Origin of the sequence: Pseudomonas sp. (genome assembly GCF_036387035.1) — a bacterium.
In the GTDB taxonomy this organism is placed as follows: Bacteria; Pseudomonadota; Gammaproteobacteria; order Pseudomonadales; family Pseudomonadaceae; genus Aquipseudomonas.
Map to the genome: position 1 here is coordinate 13250 of NZ_DASVUM010000095.1, position 23135 is coordinate 36384.

Annotated in this window: 25 protein-coding genes and 1 tRNA gene; 12 read left to right on the forward strand and 14 right to left on the reverse strand. The window is 59.7% G+C overall.

Features of this window, described 5'->3' with window-relative positions:
- Nucleotides 1-46: 46 nt before the first annotated feature.
- The 6 genes from VF672_RS09000 to VF672_RS09025 all read right to left on the reverse strand — a co-directional run bounded on the left by VF672_RS09000 (nt 47) and on the right by VF672_RS09025 (nt 5097).
- Complete coding sequence (locus VF672_RS09000) at nt 47-652, reverse strand: 50S ribosomal protein L25/general stress protein Ctc (RefSeq protein WP_331103793.1); 606 nt, start codon at nt 650-652, stop codon at nt 47-49.
- Nucleotides 653-793: 141 nt separating this feature from the next.
- Complete coding sequence (locus VF672_RS09005) at nt 794-1735, reverse strand: ribose-phosphate pyrophosphokinase (RefSeq protein WP_037018241.1); 942 nt, start codon at nt 1733-1735, stop codon at nt 794-796.
- Between the two features lie 47 nt (nt 1736-1782).
- Nucleotides 1783-1857, reverse strand: a tRNA-Gln gene (locus VF672_RS09010).
- A 36-nt stretch (nt 1858-1893) separates the two neighbouring features.
- Nucleotides 1894-2745, reverse strand: coding sequence for a 4-(cytidine 5'-diphospho)-2-C-methyl-D-erythritol kinase (gene ispE, locus VF672_RS09015; RefSeq protein WP_331103796.1), 852 nt, complete (start codon nt 2743-2745; stop codon nt 1894-1896).
- 2 nt (nt 2746-2747) lie between these two features.
- A complete protein-coding gene (lolB, locus tag VF672_RS09020; RefSeq protein ID WP_331103798.1) occupies nt 2748-3365 on the reverse strand; it encodes a lipoprotein insertase outer membrane protein LolB in 618 nt (205 codons plus the stop codon).
- A gap of 4 nt (nt 3366-3369) precedes the next feature.
- On the reverse strand, nt 3370-5097 hold the full coding sequence (locus VF672_RS09025; RefSeq protein ID WP_331103800.1) for a tetratricopeptide repeat protein: 1728 nt from the start codon (nt 5095-5097) through the stop codon (nt 3370-3372).
- 257 nt (nt 5098-5354) lie between these two features.
- On the opposite strand from VF672_RS09025, the gene hemA reads away from it, so the two are divergent.
- The 6 genes from hemA (at nt 5355) to VF672_RS09055 (ending at nt 10753) form a co-directional block, all read left to right on the forward strand.
- Nucleotides 5355-6632: a glutamyl-tRNA reductase gene (gene hemA / locus VF672_RS09030; protein WP_331103802.1), complete on the forward strand. Its 1278-nt coding sequence runs from the start codon at nt 5355-5357 to the stop codon at nt 6630-6632.
- Nucleotides 6629-7711, forward strand: a complete 1083-nt coding sequence (gene prfA, locus VF672_RS09035) for a peptide chain release factor 1 (protein WP_331103804.1) — start codon at nt 6629-6631, stop codon at nt 7709-7711. Before hemA ends, prfA begins: the two co-directional genes overlap by 4 nt.
- A complete protein-coding gene (gene prmC / locus VF672_RS09040) occupies nt 7712-8545 on the forward strand; it encodes a peptide chain release factor N(5)-glutamine methyltransferase (RefSeq protein ID WP_331103807.1) in 834 nt (277 codons plus the stop codon).
- On the forward strand, nt 8539-9324 hold the full coding sequence (locus tag VF672_RS09045) for a molybdopterin-synthase adenylyltransferase MoeB (protein ID WP_331103809.1): 786 nt from the start codon (nt 8539-8541) through the stop codon (nt 9322-9324). Before prmC ends, VF672_RS09045 begins: the two co-directional genes overlap by 7 nt.
- Nucleotides 9321-10121, forward strand: coding sequence for a glutamate racemase (gene murI / locus VF672_RS09050; RefSeq protein WP_331103811.1), 801 nt, complete (start codon nt 9321-9323; stop codon nt 10119-10121). Before VF672_RS09045 ends, murI begins: the two co-directional genes overlap by 4 nt.
- A gap of 113 nt (nt 10122-10234) precedes the next feature.
- Nucleotides 10235-10753 carry an acyloxyacyl hydrolase gene (locus VF672_RS09055; RefSeq protein WP_331103814.1) on the forward strand — a complete coding sequence of 173 codons (519 nt, stop codon included), beginning with the start codon at nt 10235-10237 and terminating at the stop codon, nt 10751-10753.
- Nucleotides 10754-10943: 190 nt separating this feature from the next.
- On the opposite strand, the gene VF672_RS09060 is transcribed toward VF672_RS09055, so the two are convergent.
- The 6 genes from VF672_RS09060 to VF672_RS09085 form a co-directional block, all read right to left on the reverse strand.
- Nucleotides 10944-11255 (reverse strand): YkgJ family cysteine cluster protein, encoded by a 312-nt coding sequence (locus tag VF672_RS09060; RefSeq protein ID WP_331103817.1) that lies wholly within the window; start codon nt 11253-11255, stop codon nt 10944-10946.
- A 199-nt stretch (nt 11256-11454) separates the two neighbouring features.
- Nucleotides 11455-12900 carry a deoxyribodipyrimidine photo-lyase gene (gene phrB / locus VF672_RS09065; RefSeq protein WP_331103819.1) on the reverse strand — a complete coding sequence of 482 codons (1446 nt, stop codon included), beginning with the start codon at nt 12898-12900 and terminating at the stop codon, nt 11455-11457.
- A gap of 10 nt (nt 12901-12910) precedes the next feature.
- Entirely contained in the window at nt 12911-13855 is a 945-nt protein-coding gene (locus VF672_RS09070) for a MerR family transcriptional regulator (RefSeq protein ID WP_331103821.1), read from the reverse strand.
- A gap of 2 nt (nt 13856-13857) precedes the next feature.
- Nucleotides 13858-14838, reverse strand: coding sequence for a DUF523 and DUF1722 domain-containing protein (locus tag VF672_RS09075; protein ID WP_331103823.1), 981 nt, complete (start codon nt 14836-14838; stop codon nt 13858-13860).
- A gap of 167 nt (nt 14839-15005) precedes the next feature.
- A complete protein-coding gene (locus tag VF672_RS09080; protein WP_331103825.1) occupies nt 15006-15221 on the reverse strand; it encodes a TIGR02450 family Trp-rich protein in 216 nt (71 codons plus the stop codon).
- The gene (locus VF672_RS09085) at nt 15218-16204 is read right to left on the reverse strand and encodes an NAD(P)/FAD-dependent oxidoreductase (RefSeq protein WP_331103827.1); all 987 of its coding nucleotides are present in this window, start codon (nt 16202-16204) and stop codon (nt 15218-15220) included. Before VF672_RS09085 ends, VF672_RS09080 begins: the two co-directional genes overlap by 4 nt.
- 300 nt (nt 16205-16504) lie before the next feature.
- On the opposite strand from VF672_RS09085, the gene VF672_RS09090 reads away from it, so the two are divergent.
- Both VF672_RS09090 and hemH read left to right on the forward strand, forming a co-directional pair.
- On the forward strand, nt 16505-17407 hold the full coding sequence (locus VF672_RS09090; RefSeq protein WP_331103830.1) for a TIGR01777 family oxidoreductase: 903 nt from the start codon (nt 16505-16507) through the stop codon (nt 17405-17407).
- Nucleotides 17408-17421: 14 nt separating this feature from the next.
- A complete protein-coding gene (gene hemH, locus VF672_RS09095; protein ID WP_331103832.1) occupies nt 17422-18450 on the forward strand; it encodes a ferrochelatase in 1029 nt (342 codons plus the stop codon).
- A gap of 220 nt (nt 18451-18670) precedes the next feature.
- On the opposite strand, the gene VF672_RS09100 is transcribed toward hemH, so the two are convergent.
- On the reverse strand, nt 18671-19951 hold the full coding sequence (locus tag VF672_RS09100) for a uracil-xanthine permease family protein (RefSeq protein ID WP_331103834.1): 1281 nt from the start codon (nt 19949-19951) through the stop codon (nt 18671-18673).
- Nucleotides 19951-20589: a uracil phosphoribosyltransferase gene (gene upp, locus VF672_RS09105; protein WP_265388313.1), complete on the reverse strand. Its 639-nt coding sequence runs from the start codon at nt 20587-20589 to the stop codon at nt 19951-19953. Before upp ends, VF672_RS09100 begins: the two co-directional genes overlap by 1 nt.
- Before the next feature lie 196 nt (nt 20590-20785).
- Between upp and VF672_RS09110 the strand changes: the two genes are divergently transcribed.
- The 4 genes from VF672_RS09110 to VF672_RS09125 all read left to right on the forward strand — a co-directional run bounded on the left by VF672_RS09110 (nt 20786) and on the right by VF672_RS09125 (nt 23064).
- Nucleotides 20786-21343: a hypoxanthine-guanine phosphoribosyltransferase gene (locus VF672_RS09110; protein ID WP_331103837.1), complete on the forward strand. Its 558-nt coding sequence runs from the start codon at nt 20786-20788 to the stop codon at nt 21341-21343.
- 195 nt (nt 21344-21538) lie between these two features.
- Nucleotides 21539-22024, forward strand: a complete 486-nt coding sequence (locus VF672_RS09115; RefSeq protein WP_331103839.1) for a hypothetical protein — start codon at nt 21539-21541, stop codon at nt 22022-22024.
- 67 nt (nt 22025-22091) lie between these two features.
- Nucleotides 22092-22379, forward strand: coding sequence for a PA4642 family protein (locus tag VF672_RS09120; protein ID WP_331103841.1), 288 nt, complete (start codon nt 22092-22094; stop codon nt 22377-22379).
- Nucleotides 22380-22602: 223 nt separating this feature from the next.
- Nucleotides 22603-23064: a hypothetical protein gene (locus VF672_RS09125; RefSeq protein WP_331103843.1), complete on the forward strand. Its 462-nt coding sequence runs from the start codon at nt 22603-22605 to the stop codon at nt 23062-23064.
- Nucleotides 23065-23135 lie beyond the last annotated feature (71 nt).

Sequence of the window (23135 nt, forward strand, 5' to 3'; positions counted from 1 at the left end):
ATGACGCAAAGCGCCATCACTGGTTCAACCGGCGTGCGAGTAATGATTACTCGGCAGCGCCTTCTTCTGCTGCATCTTCGGTTGGAACGATGCGTGGAGCGTGGACGTTGGCGATAGCCAGGTCGGTACCGTGCGCCAGAGCAACGAACTCAACACCTTTAGGTGCTTTCAGCTCGGACAGGTGAACGTTGTCACCGACTTCCAGTGCGCCCAGGTCAACTTCGATGAACTCAGGCAGGTCTTTCGGCAGGCAGGTCACTTCCAGTTCAGTGGTAGTGTGCGAGATCTCGCCGCCTTTCTTGACCGGTGCTTCTTCGTTGATGAAGTGCACAGGAACGGTTGCAGTCAGCTTCTGGCCGGCGATAACGCGGATGAAGTCGGCGTGCATGATGAACTGCCTGGCAGGGTGACGCTGCATCGCTTTAACGATGACGTTCTGCTTGGCACCGGCAACGTTCAGCTCGATAACGTGGCTGTAGGCTGCTTCGTTTTCGAACAGTTTGGCGATTTCTTTGGCTTCGATGGTGATCGAAACGGCTTCTTCGTTACCACCGTAGATTACGGCTGGTACTTTTAGCGCGTGACGCAGGCGGCGGCTCGCACCTTTCCCCAGGTCAGTACGCGCTTGGGCGTTCAGGATAAAATCAGTCATTTTGCATCTCCAAAATAGCCATGACCGTGGGGCGTTTGCGACCAGCGCCAGACACGGTATGGGCAAAAAAGCCCCGCCCCGGCATTGAGTGTCGGGGCGGGGCGCTTTTCGTCAACGGGATGGTTCGGCAGGGCAGGGCCCTTAACGGAACATCGCGCTGATCGATTCTTCATTGCTGATGCGACGCATCGCTTCAGCGACTACCGGTGCGATATCCAGTTGACGGATACGGTCACAGGCCTGTGCTGCAGCGGACAACGGGATAGTGTTTGTCACCACCAGTTCATCCAGCACGGAATTTTCAATGTTTTCGATCGCACGGCCCGACAGAACAGGGTGTGTGCAGTACGCGAAGACCTTGGCAGCACCGTGTTCTTTCAGTGCCTTGGCCGCATGGCACAAGGTGCCGGCGGTATCGACCATGTCGTCGACGAGAATACAGGTACGGCCTTCAACATCACCGATGATGTGCATCACTTCGGAGTGGTTGGCCTTCTCGCGGCGCTTGTCGATGATGCCCAGATCGACGCCCAGGGATTTGGCAACGGCACGTGCTCGCACGACGCCACCGATATCCGGGGAGACAATCATCAGGTTTTCGAAGCGTTGGTCTTCGATGTCATCCACCAGAACCGGGGAGCCGTAGATGTTATCTACCGGAATATCGAAGAAGCCTTGAATCTGGTCAGCGTGCAGGTCGACCGTCAGCACACGGTCGATACCAACGACGGTGAGCATGTCCGCAACCACTTTAGCGCTAATAGCCACACGGGCAGAACGCGGACGGCGATCCTGGCGGGCATAACCAAAGTAAGGGATTACAGCAGTGATACGGGTAGCCGAGGAACGACGGAAGGCATCAGCCATCACGACGAGTTCCATCAGGTTATCGTTGGTCGGAGCGCAGGTCGGCTGAATAATAAAAACGTCTTTACCGCGAACGTTTTCATTAATCTCAGCGGTAATCTCACCGTCGGAAAACTTTCCAACAGAGATGTCACCGAGAGGGATATGCAGCTGACGTACGACACGCCGAGCCAGATCGGGGTTGGCGTTCCCCGTAAAGACCATCATCTTGGACACGCGCAGTACCTGGAGGCTTAGGGTATGCCTGGATGACTATAGGAAAATGGCAGGGGCGGCTGGATTCGAACCAACGCATGGCAGGATCAAAACCTGCTGCCTTACCGCTTGGCGACGCCCCTGTATCTGTTGCACGAGTGCCTGGCACTCGGTTCCTTTTAGAGCAGTGCTTGTAACTTTCGGTGCAACATCGAGATGTTTGCGCCTTTTGCTACAAACCCTGTAAGGGTCTCTGTAAGAAGGGCCGAGACTTTATCAGCTTCAGCTTTGCTTGGGAAGGCCCCAAAGACACAACTTCCAGTTCCGGTTAATTTTGCTTCGGTAAATTTACCTAACAAATTCAAAGCGTTACCAACTTCTGGATACCGCCTCGTTACAACCGGTAAGCAGTCGTTTCGACTGTTTCCCTTGGGAACGGGGCGCACTTTAATGGGCGGAGTGTCACGTGTCAACAGTGGATCTGAAAAAATTTCTGCTGTACTTACAGATACTTGCGGCACTAGCACCAGATACCAAGGTTCTTCGGGGGTTACAGGGGTCAGGATCTCGCCGATGCCCTCCGCAAAAGCGGCATGCCCGCGCACAAAAACCGGCACGTCAGCACCGAGCTTGAGCCCCAGTGCTGCCAGTCGATCCTCATCCCAGCCTAGCTGCCAGAGATGATTCAGACCGAGCAGCGTTGTCGCCGCGTCTGAGCTGCCACCGCCGATACCGCCGCCCATGGGCAAGACTTTTTTGAGCCAAATATCGGCGCCCAACGGGCTGCCGGATTGTTCTTTGAGCGCGCGAGCACCTTTGACGATCAGATTGCTGTCGTGCGCAACGTCAGGGATTTCTGTCTGCAGACGAATCTCACCGTCGTCTCTAAGCGCGAAACTGAGTTCGTCGCCGTAATCGTGGAACTGAAACAGGGTCTGCAGTTCGTGATAACCATCCGCGCGCCGGCCGGTGATGTGCAGCATCAAATTCAGTTTGGCAGGGGCCGGCAGTGTCAATCGAGCTTGCGACATGCCTATTGCCCCAGTTTGCGCGGTTGCCAGTCCTTGATGACCAGCGTGACGTCCAAATCCTGGCCGTGCAGCTTCATGCGCTCGGGCAACCAGAAACCGTTCTGCTGGGTGTAGCTCAGGTATTCGATCTGCCAGCCGTCCTGTTCAAGGCTGGACAAGCGGCTGTCGCCATCCAGCGTCAGGCTGCTTTTGCTATCCGGCGCGGGCAGGCCGCGTACCCACCAGACCAGATGCGAGACCGGCAGCTTCCAGCCCAGTTGATCCTTGAGCAGGGTTTCGGGGTCCGGCGCGTCGTAGCGACCCTGGTTCGCCACTTCAAGCGATACCGCGCCAGGGCGGCCCGTCAGACGTGCAGCGCCGCGACCCAGGGGGCCAGACAGGCGAATGTCGTAGTAATCCTGGCGTTGCAGCCAGAACAGCGTGCCGCTGCCGGAATCCTTTGGCGCGCGAATGCCCACCTTGCCGTTGATCTGCCAGCCGTCGAGACTGCTGAGTTGTTCTTTATTCACTCGCCATTGGTTGGCGTCGCCCTTGCCTTGCACGGCTTCGCGGGAGGATATGCCGGCACAACCGGCGAGCAGGGCGATCAGGCTGAATACGATTACGTGGCGCAATTGCATAAATTCAAAGGGTCTCGGCGCCGGTCAGGCGTTTGATGGTGCTGCGCAGGACCGGGCTGTCAGGTTGTTGTTCAAGGGCTTTGCCCCATATTTTGCGGGCTTCACGCTGCTCGCCTTTGGCCCAGAGCACTTCGCCCAGGTGCGCGGCGACTTCGTGGTCGGGGAAGCGCTCAAGCGCCTGGCGCAGCAGACGCTCGGCTTCATCCAGGTTACCCAGGCGGTAATTGACCCACCCAAGGCTGTCGAGCACCGCCGGGTCTTCGGGATTGAGCTGGTGCGCGCGCTCGATCAATTCCTTGGCTTCGGCGTAGCGCGTGGTGCGGTCCGAAAGGGTGTAGCCCAAAGCGTTCAGGGCCATGGCGTTGTCGGGCTCGCGCTTGAGGATGGCCCGCAGGTCACTCTCCATCTGTTTCAGATCGTTGCGTTTTTCGGCCAGCATCGAACGGGTATAGAGCAGGTTCAAGTCGTCCGGGTACTGCTTGAGCGCCTGGCCTAACACCTGCCAGCCGCGGTCGCTCTGGTTGTTGTTGGCCAGGGTTTCGGCTTCGACAAGGAAGAGCTGGATGGCGTAATCAGGCTGATCCGCTCGGGCCTGAGCCAACCGCTTTGACGCTTCGGCGGTGTTGCCGTTGCTCATGAGGATATCCGCCTGACGCAGCTGCGCGGGCAGGAAGTCGTTGCCGGGACCGACCTGGGCGTATTCACCCAGCGCGGCCTGCGGATTGTTGCGTTCTTCGTAGATCCGGCCGAGGTTTACATGGGCCGAATCGACATGGCTGCCGCGGCTGACCAAGTCTTCCAGGTAACCCTGCGCTTCATCCCAGGCCTTGTTTTCCAGGCACACCAGCGCGAGCGAATAGCGCAGTTCGTCGTCATCCGGGTACTGCTGAACCAGGCTGGAAAACTGCACTTTGGCGTCTTCCATGCGGTTCTGTTCCACCAGCATGCGCGCATAGGTCAGGCGCAGACGCTTGTCGTCCGGGTATTTCTTGATGCTTTTTTCCAGCAGCGGGATCGCTTCGCTGCCGCGGTTCATGCTTTGCAGCAGGCGAGCACGCAGCAGGATGGGCGCCACTTCGCCTTCGCCCGGCGGGTTGTCTTCGAGCAGTTTCAGGGAGGCAGCGCTGTCGCCTTCCTGCTGGAGCAACAGCGCCTTGCCAAAGATCAACTGCCCGTTTTTAGGGTATTTCACCAGCAGTCGATCGAAGCTGGTGATCAACCCTTTGCGCGTACTGGAGTCGGTTTCAGACGCGGACAACGCGAGGAAGTCGAAATGCGTGTCGCCCTGGCCCTGAAGGACCTTCTCCATATAACGCATTGACTCATCGTAACGCCCGGCCCGCGCCAGCTGGATCGCCGCCGCACGCTGTGCCTCTAGATTGCCCGGGTCGTTTTTTGCCCAGATCATCGAGGTGTCGAGGGCTGCCTGATCCGCGCCCAGGTACTCGGCAATGCGGAAGGCGCGCTCGGAAATCCCCGGATCCTGTGTCTGGATCGCCTGGGTCACGTAGTTGTCCAGCGCGATGTCGAAACGGTTGCGCTGGCCGGCAAGTTCGGCCGTCAGCAGGCTGACAACAGTTTCCTGATTGAACGAGCCATACACCTGAGGTTTGGCCTCGGGTGCGGGCGGCGCTTCTTTCGCCGGAGCGGACGGCGCCGTGGACACGGAGGCCGTGGACTGGCAACCACTCAGAGCGACAAGGGCAAGGAACAGCGCGGAGGATTTATTCATAGAGAAGAGGGGCGGCTTACCTGCGGTTTGGAAGCATCATGACACAAGGCCGGGAGCAAACCCACAGCCCGCGCGAAACTGGATACGCTCGATCTACAGCCTGCGCGTGGACATTTTGTCGCAGGCCGGATGCGGTAATGCGCAACCTGTATAGGGACAATCGTGCGCTGCGGACGTTCTGAATGTATTGCGGTGGTTGTCCTGAATCTATTGAAGTAGGACAATTGCCGGCTTCACGTCACCATCAGCGACCTTGAATGGCCTTTCTTGCTCTGGGTATCAACCATAAGACTGCATCAGTTGATGTCCGCGAGCGCGTGGCATTTACGCCTGAACAGCTGGTTGAGGCGCTCCAGCAGCTCTGCCGCCTGACCCGTAGCCGGGAAGCGGCCATCCTTTCGACCTGCAATCGCAGCGAACTTTACATCGAACAGGATCAACTGACCGCCGACGTCGTGTTGCGCTGGCTGGCGGATTACCACCATCTGAATGTCGACGAGCTCCGCGCCAGTGCCTACGTGCATGAGGACGACGCGGCGGTGCGTCACATGATGCGCGTTGCGTCGGGCCTGGATTCGCTGGTGCTGGGCGAGCCGCAAATCCTCGGTCAGATGAAATCGGCGTATGCCGTTGCGCGCGAGGCCGGCACCGTCGGGCCAATGCTCGGGCGGCTGTTTCAGGCCACTTTCAGCGCTGCCAAACAGGTACGCACCGATACGGCCATTGGGGAGAACCCCGTGTCCGTCGCCTTTGCTGCCGTCAGCCTGGCCAAGCAGATTTTCAGTGATCTGCAGCGCAGTCAGGCGCTGCTGATCGGGGCAGGGGAGACCATTACCCTCGTCGCCCGCCACCTGCATGACCTCGGGGTCAAGCGTATCGTTGTGGCTAACCGCACCCTTGAACGCGCGAACACCCTGGCCGAGCAGTTCGGTGCCCACGCCGTGCTGCTGTCCGACATCCCCGCTGAACTGGTCAACAGCGACATCGTTATCAGCTCCACGGCCAGTCAGCTGCCGATTCTGGGGAAGGGTGCTGTTGAAAGCGCGCTGAAGCTGCGCAAGCACAAGCCGATCTTCATGGTCGACATCGCTGTGCCGCGCGATATCGAGCCCGAGGTCGGAGAGCTGGACGACGTCTACCTCTACACCGTGGACGATCTGCATGAAGTCGTCGCTGAGAACCTGAAGAGCCGCCAGGGTGCGGCTCAGGCGGCTGAAGAATTGGTCAGTGTCGGCGTCGACGACTTCATGTCGCGGCTGCGCGAACTGGCGGCGGTCGACGTGCTCAAGGCGTATCGTCAGCAGAGTGAACGCCTGCGTGACGAAGAATTGCAGAAAGCCCAGCGCATGCTCGCCAACGGCAGCAACGCCGAAGACGTTTTGATGGCGCTGGCGCGTGGCTTGACGAACAAAATGATGCACGCGCCCAGCGTTCAGCTGAAGAAGCTGTCCGCCGAAGGCCGCGTTGATGCGCTGGCCATGGCCCAGGAACTATTCGCCCTCAATGAGGGCTCCACGGATAAATCCCCGCAATGAAAGCTTCACTGCTCAACAAGCTGGACGTGCTAAGCGACCGTTTCGAGGAATTGACCGCCCTGCTCGGCGATGGCGAAGTCATCTCTGACCAGACAAAATTTCGCGCGTACTCCCGCGAGTACGCCGAAGTCGAGCCCGTCATTCAGGTCTATCGGCAGCTGCAGAAAGTGCAGAGCGACCTGGAAGGCGCCCAGGCGCTGCTCAAGGACAGTGACCCCGACATGCGCGAAATGGCGGTCGAGGAAGTGCGCGAAGCCAAGGACCAGTTGCTGGTGCTTGAAGCCGACCTGCAAAAGATGCTGTTGCCCAAAGACCCGAATGACGGGCGCAACGTATTCCTTGAGATCCGTGCCGGTACGGGTGGTGACGAGGCGGCGATCTTTGCCGGGGACCTGTTTCGCATGTATTCCCGCTACGCCGAGCGTCGTGGCTGGCGTGTGGATATCCTGTCGGAGAACGTGGGCGAGCACGGCGGCTATAAAGAAGTCATCGCGCGTGTCGAAGGCGAGCACGTCTACGGCAAGCTCAAGTTCGAGTCCGGTGTGCATCGCGTTCAGCGGGTTCCGGAAACCGAATCCCAGGGCCGCATTCACACGTCGGCGTGCACGGTGGCGGTATTGCCTGAGCCGGACGAACAGCAGACCATCGAGATCAATCCGTCAGACTTGCGCGTTGATACCTATCGCTCATCCGGCGCCGGTGGCCAGCACGTCAACAAGACCGATTCGGCCATCCGCATCACTCACTTGCCGTCCGGCATCGTGGTGGAGTGTCAGGAAGAACGTTCGCAGCACAAGAACCGCGCGCGGGCCATGTCCTGGCTGTCAGCCAAGCTCAACGACCAGCAGACCGCTGCGGCAGCCAATGCCATCGCCAGCGAGCGCAAGTTGCTGGTAGGTTCCGGGGATCGCTCGGAACGCATTCGCACATACAATTTTCCACAGGGGCGAGTCACGGATCACCGCGTGAACCTGACGCTCTATTCCCTCGATGAAGTTCTGGCCGGCGGGGTCGATGCAGTGATAGAACCGTTACTTGCCGAGTATCAGGCAGATCAACTTGCGGCACTGGGTGATTAAATGACCATCATCGCCAGCTTGTTAAGAAGCGCCGAGCTGCCGGACTCTCCGACAGCGCGTCTGGATGCAGAATTGTTGCTGGCCGCTGCCCTGGGCAAGCCGCGCAGTTTCCTGCACACCTGGCCCGAGCGCATTGTCAGCACCGAAGCGGCGCACGCCTTCGACGGCTATCTCAAGCGTCGTCGAACCGGCGAACCCGTCGCTTACATTCTAGGCCTGCAAGGGTTCTGGAGCATCGACCTGGAAGTCGCGCCGCATACGCTTATCCCGCGGCCAGAGACCGAGATGCTGGTGGAAACGGCACTGGAGTTATTACCGGGTGCGATTCCTCACCGGCTGCTCGATCTCGGCACCGGCACCGGCGCTATCGCGCTGTCGCTGGCCAAGGATCGTCCGCAGTGGAATATTACGGCGGTGGATCGCGTCGAAGAGGCGGTCGAGCTTGCCGAGCGTAACCGCCAGCGGCTGCATCTGGACAATGCGCAGGTCCTGCGCGGCCACTGGTTCAGTGCGGTCGAGGGGCAGCGCTTCGACCTGGTTCTGAGCAACCCGCCCTACATCGCTTCCAACGATCCTCATCTGGTCCAAGGCGACGTGCGCTTCGAGCCAAGCAGTGCGCTGGTCTCTGGCGCCGATGGCCTGGATGACCTGCGCCTGATCGTGTCGCAGGCACCTGCGCACCTTGAACCGGGCGGCTGGTTGTTGCTGGAGCACGGCTACGATCAAGGCGCGGCGGTGCGTGAACTGCTGCTTGAGCATGGATTCGAGCAGATCCAGACCCGCCGCGATCTGGGCGACCACGAACGCATCACCTTTGGGCGCGTGCCGTGCTGACGGACGAGGAACTGTTGCGCTATAGCCGGCAGATACTCCTGCAGCAGGTCGACATCGACGGTCAGCTGCGCCTCAAGCAGAGCCGCGTGTTGATCGTCGGCCTGGGCGGGCTTGGCTCGCCGGTGGCGTTGTACCTGGCGGCGGCGGGCGTCGGTGAGCTGCATCTGGCGGATTTCGACAGCGTCGACCTGACCAACCTGCAACGGCAGGTCATTCACGACACCCACAGTGTAGGGCTGAGCAAAGTTGATTCAGCCATCGCGCGGCTGACAGCCATCAATCCGCTCACAACGCTGGTGGCCCATCGCGCCGCCCTAGATTGCGATTCTCTGGCGGCGGTGGTTGCCGGGGTCGATCTGGTGCTGGACTGTTCAGACAATTTTTCGACGCGCGAAGCGGTCAACGCAGCGTGTGTCGCTGCGTGCAAACCACTGGTCAGCGGCGCTGCAATTCGTCTGGAGGCGCAACTGTCGGTGTTCGATCCGCGCCGTGCGGAGAGTCCTTGCTACCACTGCTTGTACGGGCACGGCAGCGAAACCGAACTGACGTGCAGCGAAGCCGGCGTGATCGGACCGCTGGTCGGGCTGGTTGGCAGCTTGCAGGCCCTGGAGGCCCTCAAACTCCTGGCCGGTTTTGGCGAGCCAATGGTGGGGCGGCTGCTGCTGATCGATGCCTCGAGCACGCGAATCCGCGAATTGAAAGTCAAGCGCGATCCCGCCTGCAGCGTATGCGGCGCGGGTCATCGGGCGGCTGGCACGTCTGAACCTGAACCCGTATGAGTCGAGACAGCGATGCGCCCGTGGCGGTGTTTGATTCCGGCGTCGGCGGGTTATCAGTGCTGGCTGAAATAAACCAATTGCTGCCACGCGAATCGTTGCTCTACGTCGCGGACTGCGGCCACATACCCTACGGCGAAAAAACCCCGGATTTCATTCGCGAGCGTTGCGCGACCATTGCCGAGTTCTTCCACCAACAGCGCGCCAAAGCGCTGGTGATCGCCTGTAACACGGCAACGGTGGCCGGCATCGCCGATCTGCGCGTCCGCTATCCCGATTGGCCGCTCGTGGGTATGGAGCCGGCGGTCAAGCCTGCGGCCGCTGCAACGCGCACGGGGATTGTCGGTGTTCTGGCCACCACGGGCACGTTGCAAAGCGCCAAGTTCGCTGCGCTGCTCGATCGCTTCGCAGCAGACGTTCAAGTCATTACGCAGCCTTGTCCGGGGCTCGTCGAGTTGATAGAAACCGGCGACCTGGTGAGCCCGACGATTCGCCAGTTGCTGCTGGGTTATGTCACCCCGTTGCTGGCTGCTGGCTGCGACACCCTCATTCTGGGCTGCACCCACTATCCGTTTCTCAAGCCGTTGTTGCGGGAAATGATCCCTGCGTCCATCACGTTGATCGACACCGGGGCCGCTGTCGCCCGCCAATTGCATCGATTATTGAGCGAGCGCGAGCTGCTTGCGAGCGGTCATCCTCGGACTGCACAGTTCTGGACGACCGGCGATCCAGAAGACTTCAGAAACGTCCTACGCTTGCTTTGGAAAAAGCCTGACAATGTGCGAAGCTTCGTTTCGTGAAAAAAACGTGAATTGCTTCGTTTTTGGCTGAACTAATTATCAGCCTCCGGCTTCTACAGCACTTCTGTCAGTATAAAAAATTTTCTTTATCCTTTTGAAATAGGATGTTTCAGATGAAGCGACTGTTTTGTTTGGCTGCGATTGCGGCTGCGTTGTTGGGGCAAAGCGCAATTGCCCAGGCTGATGGGGTCGAATTTTCGGTAGGTCAAACCGGCGAGTCCACGATGACGTACCGTCTCGGTGCGCAATTCGATTGGGACAAAAGCTGGTGGCAAACCGGCGTGGGCCGTTTGACCGGCTACTGGAGCGGCGCGTACACGTATTGGGAAGGCGACAAGAATTCCAGCAACAACAGCCTGTCCTTCTCTCCGGTATTCGTTTACGAATTCTCTGGTGAAAGCGTCAAGCCTTACGTTGAAGCCGGTATCGGCGTCGCTGTATTCCAGCGTACCGAAGTCGAAGGCAACAAGCTGGGCAGCGCGTTTCAATTTGAAGACCGTCTGGGTTTTGGCTTGCGCTTTGCCGGTGGACATGAAGTTGGCCTGCGTGCCACTCACTACTCCAACGGCGGCATGACCACTAACAACGACGGCATCGAAAGCTACGCTATTCATTACACAATGCCGTTCTAAGCGCTTACCGCTTAGTTGCAGGCGCGAGAAAAATCGCGGTTGCAACAGGGCGTGACGCTGTCCCCGCTGAAGCCGATCCTACTGAAGCACGCTGTATCAAGTGGGACCGGCTCGGCCGGGAACGGGTCAGCCAACACCGCTGGCAATCTCTAACAAGTTGGCGCACTCGCACTTCTGCACGCCGCGGTAATCACAGATACGCTGTCGCAATCCCTTCCCGCTCGGCAATGCATTCCGGCGCACCCATTTCGAATTCTCGGCAAATCAACGGCCGACGCTCGTAGATCGTGCACATCATCGTGTCGCGATCCAGTGCCGCGCACCAGCCATCGTCCAGACGCAGCATGACTTCGCCGCCCCAGTCATCGGTATCGATGTAACGCTCGGGCACGCCGGTGTCGGTGATCAGCATGACCTCCAGCTGGCAGCAGCACGCCGCGCAGGTGGCGCACGTAATCTCGGGTTCGGCAGGAAGTTGAAGCGAAGGGATAACAGTCGTCATGTCGGGCAGTTTAAATCACGGCGCGGCGGACAGCTAACTCGGCTGACGGACGCCGCTGCACGCCGTGACAAGACCTTTTGCCCTCGCGCAACGGAACGAGCGACACCGCGCACCCTCTGATTGGCCTGGCGTGCAGGTCTTGAACAGTGCTGCTTAAAGGTCGGGCGTTCAGGGGTGGGGACGTTCATCGGACAGCCGCTCAGTCTTGCTCCTGCGTCTCGGCCTGTCGCTGCGGCAGCGACTTGAACGCTTGCAGGGCGCGCTCGCGACTGGATTTGAGGTCAACGATGGGCGTTGGGTAACCCTCCACGCCAAACAGCCCGCGCAGCGCGGTGGGGTTATGAATGTCGCGCTTGTTCATGTCAGCCAGCTCAGGGACCCACTGTTTGATGAATCGACCTTCGGGGTCAAAGCGCTCCGACTGGCTTTGCGGATTGAATATCCGAAAGTAGGGCGACGCATCGGTGCCGGTCGACGAACTCCATTGCCAGCCGCCGTTGTTTGAGGCGAGATCACCGTCGATCAAATGCTGCATGAAGTAGCGTTCACCTTCACGCCAGTCGATCAGCAGATTCTTGGTCAGGAACATGGCCGTGATCATCCGCAAGCGATTATGCATCCAGCCGGTTTTGAGCATCTGGCGAATCGCCGCATCGACAATCGGCAGCCCGGTGCGGCCCTGTTGCCAGGCTTCGAGATCCTCGGGCGAATTGCGCCATTGCAACGCTTCGGTTTCCGGGCGGAACGCGCGATGGCGGGACACGCGCGGGAAACCGACCAGCACGTGCTTGTAAAACTCACGCCAGAGCAACTCGGTGATCCATGTGACGGAACCCACATTGCCGGTTTCAAACTCGCCATTGTTGCTGCGCAGTGCCGAGTGCAGACACTGACGGGGTGATATCACGCCCGCAGCCAGGTACGCAGACAGCTGACTGGTGCCGGGTTTGGCAGGGAAATCACGCTCTTGCTCGTAGTAATGCACTTGCTCGTCGGTAAAGTGTTGCAGGCGATCCCGCGCCTCCTCTTCGCCAGCGGGCCAGAGCGCGCGCAGGGTTTCAGAGGGCGCGGCGAAACCTTCGACCGCCGCGGGCACGGCATCGCCCTTGATGGACAGCTTTTGTTGCGGCTTGGGCAGTGCGACCAGCGCGGGCATCGAGTAATGCAAGCGGGCGTAACAGACCTTGCGGAACTGCGTGAAGACCTTGAAATAGCCGCCACTTTTAGTCAGCACGCTGCCAGGCTGAAAGAACAGCTGGTCGAGGTGGCGACGAAACACAATCCCTGCGCCGTCGAGCGCAGCCTCAACTTCACGATCACGTTTGGTTTCGTTGATGCCGTACTCGTCGTTCACGTGCACGCTTTCGACCGCGTGTTGCTGACACAACTCAAGCAGTGCCTTGGGCCCCTGCACCCACATGTCGGCATGGACAATCAGCAGCGGGACATTCAACGCCTCAAGAGCCTTGCTCAATTCACTCAGGTTGCGCAGCCAGAAATCGACTTTGCACGCCGCATCGTCGTGACTTTGCCACTGTCCCGGGCTGATCATGTACACAGCGAGGGTAGGGCCCAGCTCCATGGCAGCGCTCAGCGCAGTGTTGTCGTGCACACGCAGATCGCTGCGCAACCATATCAATTGCATAGTGATTTCCTTAGAGGAGCCCCAACTGCTGCAACGAGGCCTGGGCGGTCAAAGGGTCTTCAGCCAGATACAGGCCTGAGACTTCCCCTTCGGCTGCGGATAATTCCGTCGCATGAATGCGCACGGCGGGCCCGACGATCAGCTTCGGGCACTCGATGTTGTGCAGCAGGCGAGGCAACTGGCCCACGTTCAGCGATTTGCTCGAGTACAAGAGCACGGCGCGCGGCTTGAGGTATTCGCAGGCCAGGGCCAGCTCGCCGCTCGGGAGTGGCCAATCGAACACTTCTACCGGGCAATCGGCGCTGCTGAGCAGCCACGCGGTCAGCCACAGGTGCGGTTCGAGTGGCAGATCGGACTGGTTGATCAACAGCAGGGGCGCACCGCTGACCTGACGGTTGTTGTGGTAGAGCCGGGCGCCGAACTTGCTGCGCAGCCACGAGTAGAAGAACACCCGCTCCAGCTGCGCCCCGAACTGCCCCTGCCAGCGCTGCTCAAGGGCGGCCAACAGCGGCAACAGCAGCTGTTCGCACAACGTGCGCGGGGGATACAGGGACATCGCGCGACTGAGTGCATCGTCCAGACGACGCTCGGCCAGTGCGCCGATGGCCTCCTGAAGGGTCTGACGCAGAATGTCCCAGTCACTCTCGACGCTCGGCGCTGGCGCCTGTTGATCGTCGATCAATTGCTTGACCTGACTGACCGACACGCCGCGATTCAGCCAGGTGAGGATGGTCAGCACGCGGTCGACGTGCTCGTTGCTGTAGAGCCGATGGCCCTTGGGCGTACGGTGCGGAACGATGAGACCGTAGCGACGCTCCCAGGCGCGCAGCGTTACCGCATTGACGCCGGTCAGGCGGGCAATTTCGCGAATCGGTAGCCAGCCATTTTCAAACGGGCTCGCGGAGTCCTGGTCTTGCGGGTCGCCTTCCGGCGGGTCTTGCTCGGTCGTGGTCATGGTCAAATCGCGTTGCGTAAACTGAGGTTTTCCGGATGCGGCTGCAGGTACACCTGCAGCGCAATGTACGGATCGGGGTGTCGTCGAAAATGATGTTTGAGCAGCGTCAGCGGTACTACCAGCGGCACGATGCCCTGGTGGTACTGATTGATGACGCCCTGGATTTCTTTCTTGTCGGACGCGCTGATGGTCTGCCGCAGATAACCGCACAGATGCTGCAGCACGTTGGTGTGAGTGCGACGCGTGGCTGGTTTCTTCAGGGCGCTCATCAACTGGCTGAAATAGCGTGAAGCGATTTCGGCAGGGTCATTACGGCCCATGGTGCCCAACAGATTCCCCAGCACCTTGTACTGGACGGGGTCGTTGGCCATCAATTGATATTTATAGCGGGCGTGAAACTCGGTCAGTGTACGGCGGGTGATGACGCTTTTCAGCAACTCCTGCCAGGCGGCATAGGCAAAGACACGGGTAATGAAGTTCTCCCTCAGCACCGGGTCGTTCAAACGGCCGTCTTCCTCGACCGGCAGGTCGGGGTGACGCGTGCAGAATGCCTGCGCATAGATACCGCGTCCGCCGGTCTCGAACGGCACCCCGTTGTCGCGGTAGACCTTGACGCGCTCCAGACCACAAGAAGGCGACTTCTGCATAAAGATGTAGCCGCAAATGTCGCTCATCTCGGTCGCCATGTGGTCGCCGTAATCAGCCAGCTGCCGGGTAACATTCATTGCGCCATGGACCGAGCCAACCGCCTGTGGATGGTCCGGGTCGCCTACCAGGCGGATGGCTTCGCGCGGAATGCCCATGCCGATGGCGACCTCGGGACACGCGGGCACGAAATCGAAGTATTCGTTCAGGGCGCGGGTCAGCAAGTGCGACTCCTTGTGTCCGCCATTGAACCGGACTTCCACACCCATCAGGCAGGCACTGACGCCCAGCTTGGGTTTGGAAGCTTGCGCTGATGAATGATCGAGTACAGCAGACATGACAACCCCTCGATGAACTTCTTATACAGGATCTTTAGCCTGTACAACATTTGCTCATCATAGGTTTGTGGTTCTACAAGTCAAATAATTTGTCCAAGATCGCGAAATGAGGCGACAGGGTGCCGCTTTTGCTGGCAGCGGCACGGGTGTTGCGGAGGTTGGTCAGGTTATTTCCAGCCCATCTGCCAGTGCTGATCGTTCTGCAGGGTCTGCCAAGCCAGGGTTTGGCTGCGCTTGGTCATGACGGCCTGCAGTTCGATCTCCAGCACCGTGCCTTCCTCGTCACAAAACAACTCGGTGACGAGGAAATGTTTTTCACGGTTTTGGGGCGACGCTGCTGTCCATTTCGACAGCAGCAGCTTGCGCGGATTAAGACGATTCATTTGAGGTGTTCCAGCAGACGCCGCGCAGCTTCCTGCCCGCTCAGCCAGGCGCCCTCGACACGGCCCGACAGGCACCAGTCGCCGCAGACATACACGCCCAGATCCGGATCGGACAAGGCACCGACTTCCCGCCCGCCGGCCGGCCTGGCGTACAACCAGCGGTGGGCGAGGGTGAACGCCGGGGCTGGCATAGCGCAGTTCATCAATTCGGCAAACGCGCCGTGTAACCGGTCAATGACATCCTCCTTCGCCAGGTCCAAATGCTGCCGGCTCCAGACGCTGGTGGCGTGCAGCACCCAGGTGTCCATGTGACTGTCGCGCCCTGGTTTGCTGCGATTGCGGGCCAGCCAATCGATGGCGCTGTCTTGCACGAAGCAACCTTCAAGGGGCGTGTCCAGCGGAGTATCGAAGGCCAACGCTACTGCCCACGTGGGCTCCATCTTCACGCCGGCGACAACGCTCGCCAATTTCGGTGCGTCGGCCAGCAGGGTAGTGGCCTGAGGCGCAGGAATAGCGATCACGACCTGGCTGAACGGCCCATGGCTCTGGCCATCGGCATCCAGCAGGTTCCAGTGTTGTTCGCCACGGAAGACTTCGGTGATGCGGCAGTCGAAGGTCGCCGGCATGTCGCCGAGCATGGCCCGGGTGATTGCGCTCATGCGCGGGGTGCCGACCCAGCGTACTTGCTCGTCCGGCGACAGGCTGAGTGCTCCGCCGTGAAAGTTGTAGAGCAGCGGCGTCCACTCAGCCACATGGCCTTCGGCCTGCCACTGTTGCACGGCCGCGGCGAAGCGGCGGTCGCGGGCGGTGAAGTACTGGGCGCCCATGTCCAGTGCGCCGGCGTCGCTGCGCTTGCTGGACATCCGGCCGCCACTGCCGCGGCTCTTGTCGAAGAGGTGAATACTATGCCCGGCAGCTTGCAGCGCCTGGGCGGCGGAGAGTCCGGCGATGCCGGTACCGATGATTGCGATGGGGACAGTCATAGGGGCCTCGTTACCTTGTCTGCACAGACTACGCCTCAGGCAAAAGCTGTACAATGCCGTTTTTCGGTATAAGTTGTCGCCCTGCACACGCAGGACGCGGACCTTTCCAATGGCTCGCTGACAAGTCTGATGCTTTGCTTCAATCGTTCAACTGCACGATCGGGGCTGTCCTGAAGAACAGCAGGGGAGTGAACCGCTCCAACGTGACCTAAGGTTGGGTGATCACTCCGCGCACGAGCTCATGGCTTGTGAAGAAATAGACCCCGCAATTGCGATGAACGCCACGTAAGGAACTCAATCATGCACATCTTGCTGACCGGCGGTACAGGCTTGATAGGGCGTCGTTTGTGTAAGCACTGGCTCGCTCAAGGCCACCACTTGACGGTATTGAGTCGCAAACCCGAGGAGGTGGCGCGGCTCTGCGGCGCCGGCGTTCGCGGGATTGCGCACTTCGATGACATCGGCAGCCAGCACGTCGATGCAGTGGTTAATCTGGCCGGCGCACCCATCGCCGATCGTCCGTGGACGCGCAAGCGCAAAATATTGCTGTGGGACAGCCGTATCACGCTGACTGAACAACTTGTTACCTGGCTTGAGCGCCGCGAGCAGAAGCCAGACGTGATGATCTCCGGCTCCGCCGTGGGCTGGTATGGCGACGGCGGCGAACGTGAGCTCGACGAAAGCGCGCAACCGGTCAGTGAGGATTTCGCCAGCCGTTTGTGCATTGCCTGGGAAGAGACTGCGCAACGTGCCGAAGCGCTGGGCATCCGCGTGGTGCTGGTGCGCACCGGTCTGGTGTTGGCCGACCAAGGCGGCATGCTTCAGCGCCTGTTGCCGCCATTCAAGATGGGCATGGGCGGGCCGATTGGAAACGGACGCCAGTGGATGCCGTGGGTTCACATCGAAGATCAAATCGCCCTGATTGATTTTCTGATGACCCGGGAGGACGCCCGAGGTCCTTATAATGCTTGCGCGCCATCACCGGTGCGCAACAGGGATTTCGCCAAAACTCTTGCGTCCGTTCTGCACCGTCCGGCGTTCATGCCGATGCCGGCCGTAGCGCTTCGGTTGTTATTGGGCGAATTGTCGATTCTGCTGCTGGGCGGCCAACGCGCCCGGCCGGACCGCCTGCAAGAGGCGGGTTTTACTTTCCGATTTACTGATCTGCGCGCGGCTCTGGAAAACCTTCTGGGCCGCCACTGACATCAAGGTGTTGCATGACCGATCACGCTCTATTGCTGGTTAACCTGGGCTCACCGGCGTCCACCGCGGTCGCCGACGTGCGCCGTTACCTCAACCAGTTTCTGATGGACCCTTACGTTATCGATCTGCCGTGGCCGGTGCGTCGTCTGCTGGTGTCGCTGATCCTGGTCAAGCGTCCGGAGCAGTCGGCCCATGCCTACGCCTCGATCTGGTGGGAAGAGGGTTCACCGCTGGTGGTGTTGAGCAAGCGGCTTCAGCAGGCCATGGTCAATGAGTGGAAACACGGCCCGGTTGAACTGGCGATGCGTTATGGCGAGCCTTCGATTGAAACCGTGCTCACGCGCCTGGCAGCCCAGGGCATTAAAAAGATCACCTTGGCCCCGCTGTATCCGCAGTTCGCGGACAGCACCGTGACCACCGTTATCGAAGAAGCCAAGCGCGTGCTGCGGGACAAGAAGCTGAGTTTCGATCTCGCGCTGCTGGCGCCGTTCTTCAACCAGCAAGAATATCTCGACGCTCTCGTGGCAAGCGTGCGGCCGCATTTGCAGCAGGATTACGATCACCTGTTGCTGAGTTTCCACGGCCTGCCCGAGCGACACATCACGAAACTCGACCCGACGGGCAATCATTGCTTCAAGAGCGGCAACTGCTGTGAGACGGCGTCGCCCGAGGTTCTGGCCGTCTGCTACCGCGCGCAGTGCATGCGCTCATCGGCGGAATTCGCCAAGCTGATGGGGATTCCCGACGGCAAGTGGTCGGTGTCGTTTCAGTCACGTCTGGGGCGCGCCAAATGGATCGAACCCTACACCGAACCCCACTTGGCCGAACTGGCCGCTCAAGGCGTGAAGAAGCTGCTGGTCATGTGCCCGGCCTTCGTCGCGGACTGCATCGAGACGCTGGAAGAGATCGGTGATCGCGGCGCCGAGCAGTTCAAGGAAGCGGGGGGCGAGGAGCTGGTGCTGATTCCATGCCTCAACGACGACCCGAACTGGGCGAAAGCGCTTAATACGTTGTGTGAAAAAGCACCAGCGATGGTTGTGTAAACAACGCGAGCTTAGCGTCCACTTACATCCATGTGGGAGCGAGCTTGCTCGCGAATGCGTCTGTTCAGTCGACATTGATGAACCTGAAGCGCCGCCTTCGTGAGCAAGCTCACTCCCACAGTTTCGGCGTACACCGCAAAACTTAGCTCACTCTTACAGAATCCGAAAAAAAAGGGGGGCATCACGTGAGTGATGCCCCCCTTTTCATACCGCGCTCGAATTAAGGCAACTGATCATCCAGGTGCTTGTTCTTCCACGCGTCATTTCCCGGCAGGATGAGGTTCAGCACGATCGCGGTCACGGCGCACAGCGCAATGCCTTTCATGCCGAAATCATCAGCGCCGTTGCCTGTGCCGATCAATACGCCGCCAATGCCGAAGACCAGGGTCACGGACACGATCACCAGATTACGCGCTTCAGCCAGGTCAACCTTGTGGCGGATCAGCGTGTTCATGCCCACCGCCGCGATCGAGCCGAACAACAGGCACAGGATCCCGCCCATTACCGGTACCGGTATGCTCTGGAGCAACGCGCCGAATTTGCCAATGAAGGCCAGCGTGATGGCGAAAATCGCCGCCCAAGTCATGATTTTCGGGTTGTAGTTTTTGGTCAGCATCACCGCGCCGGTCACTTCGGCGTAGGTGGTATTGGGCGGGCCGCCGAACGCGCCGGCCACGGTGGTTGCGATGCCGTCGCCCAGCAAGGTGCGATGCAGGCCGGGTTTCTTCAGGTAATCGCGTCCCGTCACGCTGCCAACTGCAATCACGCCACCGATGTGCTCGATGGCCGGGGCCAGCGCCACGGGTACGATGAACAGGATGGCCTGCCAGTTGAATTCCGGTGCCGTGAAATGCGGCAGCGCAAGCCACGGCGCCGCGGATATTTTCGCCACATCCACCACGCCGAAGTAGAACGACAGCGCAAAGCCCACCAGCACGCCCGAAATGATCGGGACGAGGCGGAAGATACCTTTGCCGAACACCGCAACGATCAACGTCGTCAGCAGCGCCGCCATCGAAATAATGATCGCGGTGTTGTACGGGATCAGCTCGGCAGCGCCATCACCCGTCCGGCCCATCGCCATGTTGGCGGCAATGGGTGCCATCGCAAGACCGATGGAAATGATTACCGGACCGATCACCACAGGCGGCAGCAGCCGGTCGATGAAGCCTGTGCCTTTGATCTTCACGGCCAGGCCAAGGAAGGTATACACAAAGCCTGCGGCCATGACGCCGCCCATGGTCGCGGCAAGGCCGAACTGGCCCTTGGCGAGAATGATTGGCGTGATGAAGGCAAAGCTCGACGCCAGGAATACCGGCACCTGACGGCCCGTCACCACTTGAAAGCACAGCGTGCCCAGACCTGCGGTGAACAGCGCAACGTTGGGATCGAGGCCGGTAATCAGCGGCATCAGTACCAGCGCGCCGAATGCCACGAACAGCATCTGCGCGCCTGACAGCACCGTGCGCCAGAGGGGATCGTTGAACTCATCCGGCTTCATCAGGCGTCCTTCTGCTTGGTGCCGAAAATCTTGTCACCGGCATCGCCCAGGCCGGGAATGATGTAGCCATGTTCGTTCAACTGCTGATCGATGGACGCGGTGTAGATGTTGACGTCCGGGTGAGCCTTTTCGACGGTGGCGATGCCTTCCGGCGCGGCCACCAGAACCATCGCGCGAATGTCGCGGCAGCCGGCTTTTTTCAACAGGTCGATGGTTGCGACCATGGAGGCGCCGGTGGCGAGCATCGGGTCGATGATCAGTGCCAGACGCTGGTCGATCTCGGGGGCGAGTTTTTCCAGGTAGGTATGGGCTTCGAGGGTTTCTTCGTTGCGCGCGACACCGACGGCACTGACCTTGGCCCCCGGGATCAGGCTGAGCACCCCTTCAAGCATGCCGATGCCCGCACGCAGGATCGGCACCACGGTGATTTTCTTGCCGGCAATCTTTTCAACCTGAACCGTGCCGGCCCAGCCCTGGATGTCGTAGGTTTCCAGCGGCAGATCCTTGGTCGCTTCGTACGTCAGCAATGCGCCGACTTCCTGAGCCAGTTCACGAAAATTCTTGGTGCTGATATCGGCACGGCGCATCAGGCCGAGCTTGTGACGGATCAGCGGGTGGCGGATCTCACGAATGGGCATAGGGGAAAAGCTCCAGCGGGCGGGCAAAAAAAACGGCTTAGATTAATCTATTCAGCTGTAACTTGTCCCGACGGTTAGGTTGGAGTGCCGAGATTTATGGAACGGCAGTGCAACGTTAGTCCAGAAACACTTGCCCTGATGTCGGCGGGTGCGTACCTTTGCCCGCTTTTCCTTCCACAGCCCCCTGGAGAGCGTCATGTCCGCTGATCTCGAGCATATCCGTCAAGTCATGCGCGAGGCTGACTGCCTGTACACCGAAGCCGAGGTCGAGGCGTCCATCGCCCATGTCGGCGAGCAAATCAATGGCGTGCTGGCCGACCGTAACCCGGTGGTATTTTGCGTGATGAACGGCGGCCTGATCTTCGCTGGCAAGTTGCTGACTCATCTGAGCTTCCCGCTGGAAGCGTCCTACCTGCACGCCACCCGCTATCGCAACGAAACCAGCGGCGGCGATCTGTTCTGGAAGGCCAAGCCTGAAGTCTCCTTCATCGACCGTGACGTGCTCATCATCGACGACATCCTCGACGAAGGTCACACCCTCGGCGCGATCATCGACTTCTGCAAGCATGCCGGCGCACGCGCTGTGCATACCGCCGTGTTGATCGACAAGGACCACGATCGCAAAGCCCGGCCTGACCTGAAAGCAGACTTCGTCGGCCTGCCCTGCATCGACCGCTACATCTTCGGTTACGGCATGGATTACAAAGGCTACTGGCGCAACGCTGCCGGGATCTATGCCGTCAAAGGCATGTAAGCAAGCGCACTGCCTGTACGCTCACTGGGAATTGCCATGGTCCTTGTGAAAGCGAGCTTGCTCGCGAAGCGCCCGTTCTGTCGCCACCGACATGACCTGATCCACCGCTTCGCGAGCAGGCTCAGTCCCACAGGATCTGCCTGATCAGGGCATAGCCCATGCTAGAGTGCCCCCCACTTTTTTCGGGAGGCGCCCATGACGTTATCGTTTCGCAATACCGCTGCGTTGATGTTGCTGTTGGCGCTGCCCCTCCCCGCACTCGCTGAACCCATGCACGCGCAATATCTGCCCCCGGACGAGCTGAGCGTGCGCGAGGGTGAGCCCGAGCAGCAGCAACTGCTACAGATCACCGAGTATTCGGTGGTGGTGGGCAGCCAGCGGCAGTCCAATCAGCAACCGATTCCGGTCACATCGCCGCTGGTCCTGCGTCTCAAAGGCAAGCCCATGAACAAGGGCGCGACCCTGTCCGAGGTGCTTATCCATTTCGATGGCGAGAGCAAAAGCCTCAAAAAACCGACCTATGACGAGGCTTCGCGCACGCTGACGCTGTACTACCCGGCGACTCAATACCGCGTGCTCATGGATTTGCTGCGCAACGAGAAGGTTTACTGCCAGTTCCTCAGCTACGCCAACGGCCACGTCTGGGCAGACCTGCACACCGGCAGCGTACGCGCGCGTTGAGCCTGCCACCGGGCGGGGGGTAAACTGCCCGCCCGAGCAATGTCCCGCAAGTCAGTTGGAGTCAGCAATGCGTAAAGATAAGAAGCAGGTGATTGGCGATGAAATCGGCGACGCCCAGATCAAGCTGTTCCTGGATTTCGAGCCGGTCGATGCCACGTCGCCGTCGCTGCACAAGCTGATCAAGGCCTACCGTGGCCTGCGCGTCGATGACTTCGGGCGGTTTCTGACGTTCTTCAAGGAAGCCGGTCACGACCTCGACGGCAAAGACGAGCACGGCAATGACTTTATTGCGCTGACCCGCAATCAGCGCAATGCCGAGGAATACATCGAACTCATCGAGAAGGCCAAAGGCTGAATTGATCAGTTTCCGGGCGCCATTCCAAGGCGCTCGATGCTCCCCTCCAGGCGCCCTTTCCAGCTCCCGGGCGCCAGGCCCGAAATCGAAAGACCCTTCCTACTGAATCCCTCGGCGTTTGCGACTACCGAAAGCAAGCCGGTGGATCATACTCGGCCGTGTGACAACGCTCACAAGGACGCGAGCAGGACGCTCGCCTTAATGATCGAAAGGGAATTCATAAATGAAAAATGGACTGACGTGCTTCACCCGTACCATCGCAGCCGTCGCGTTGATGGTGGCGGCATTACCCGCTTTAGCGGGTTACCCCACCAAAATCCAGCTCAACATAGAATTGTGGAATCAGTCAGGTAACGACCTCGCGCTGCTATGGGCCAGCTGGGCGCCGGCGAACGCCGATTACACGGGCTATGGTTTTTCAGCGGACGAACCCACCGCTGCCGTGTCCATCACGCTGAAAAATCCGCGCAATGATTTTGCTAGATTCCGGGTGAGCGGGGAGGGCAAGGCGTGTGAGTTCACGGCCACCCACTCAGTGACGTTCAGTTGGGTCTCGATCACAGCGGCGCCGGAGAAATCCGCAACGGGCAGATCAATTGGTAAAGTGCCGGCAGAATGCATCGCGTCGGTGACCAAGGGCACAAACTCGATGCAGGCGTATTCCGTCAGATTTGTGATGAAGTAAACAAGAAAAACCCAGACGTCGAATTCTGGCTGACAACCGGACCCACTCACCTTTAAAACGGAAAACCCCGC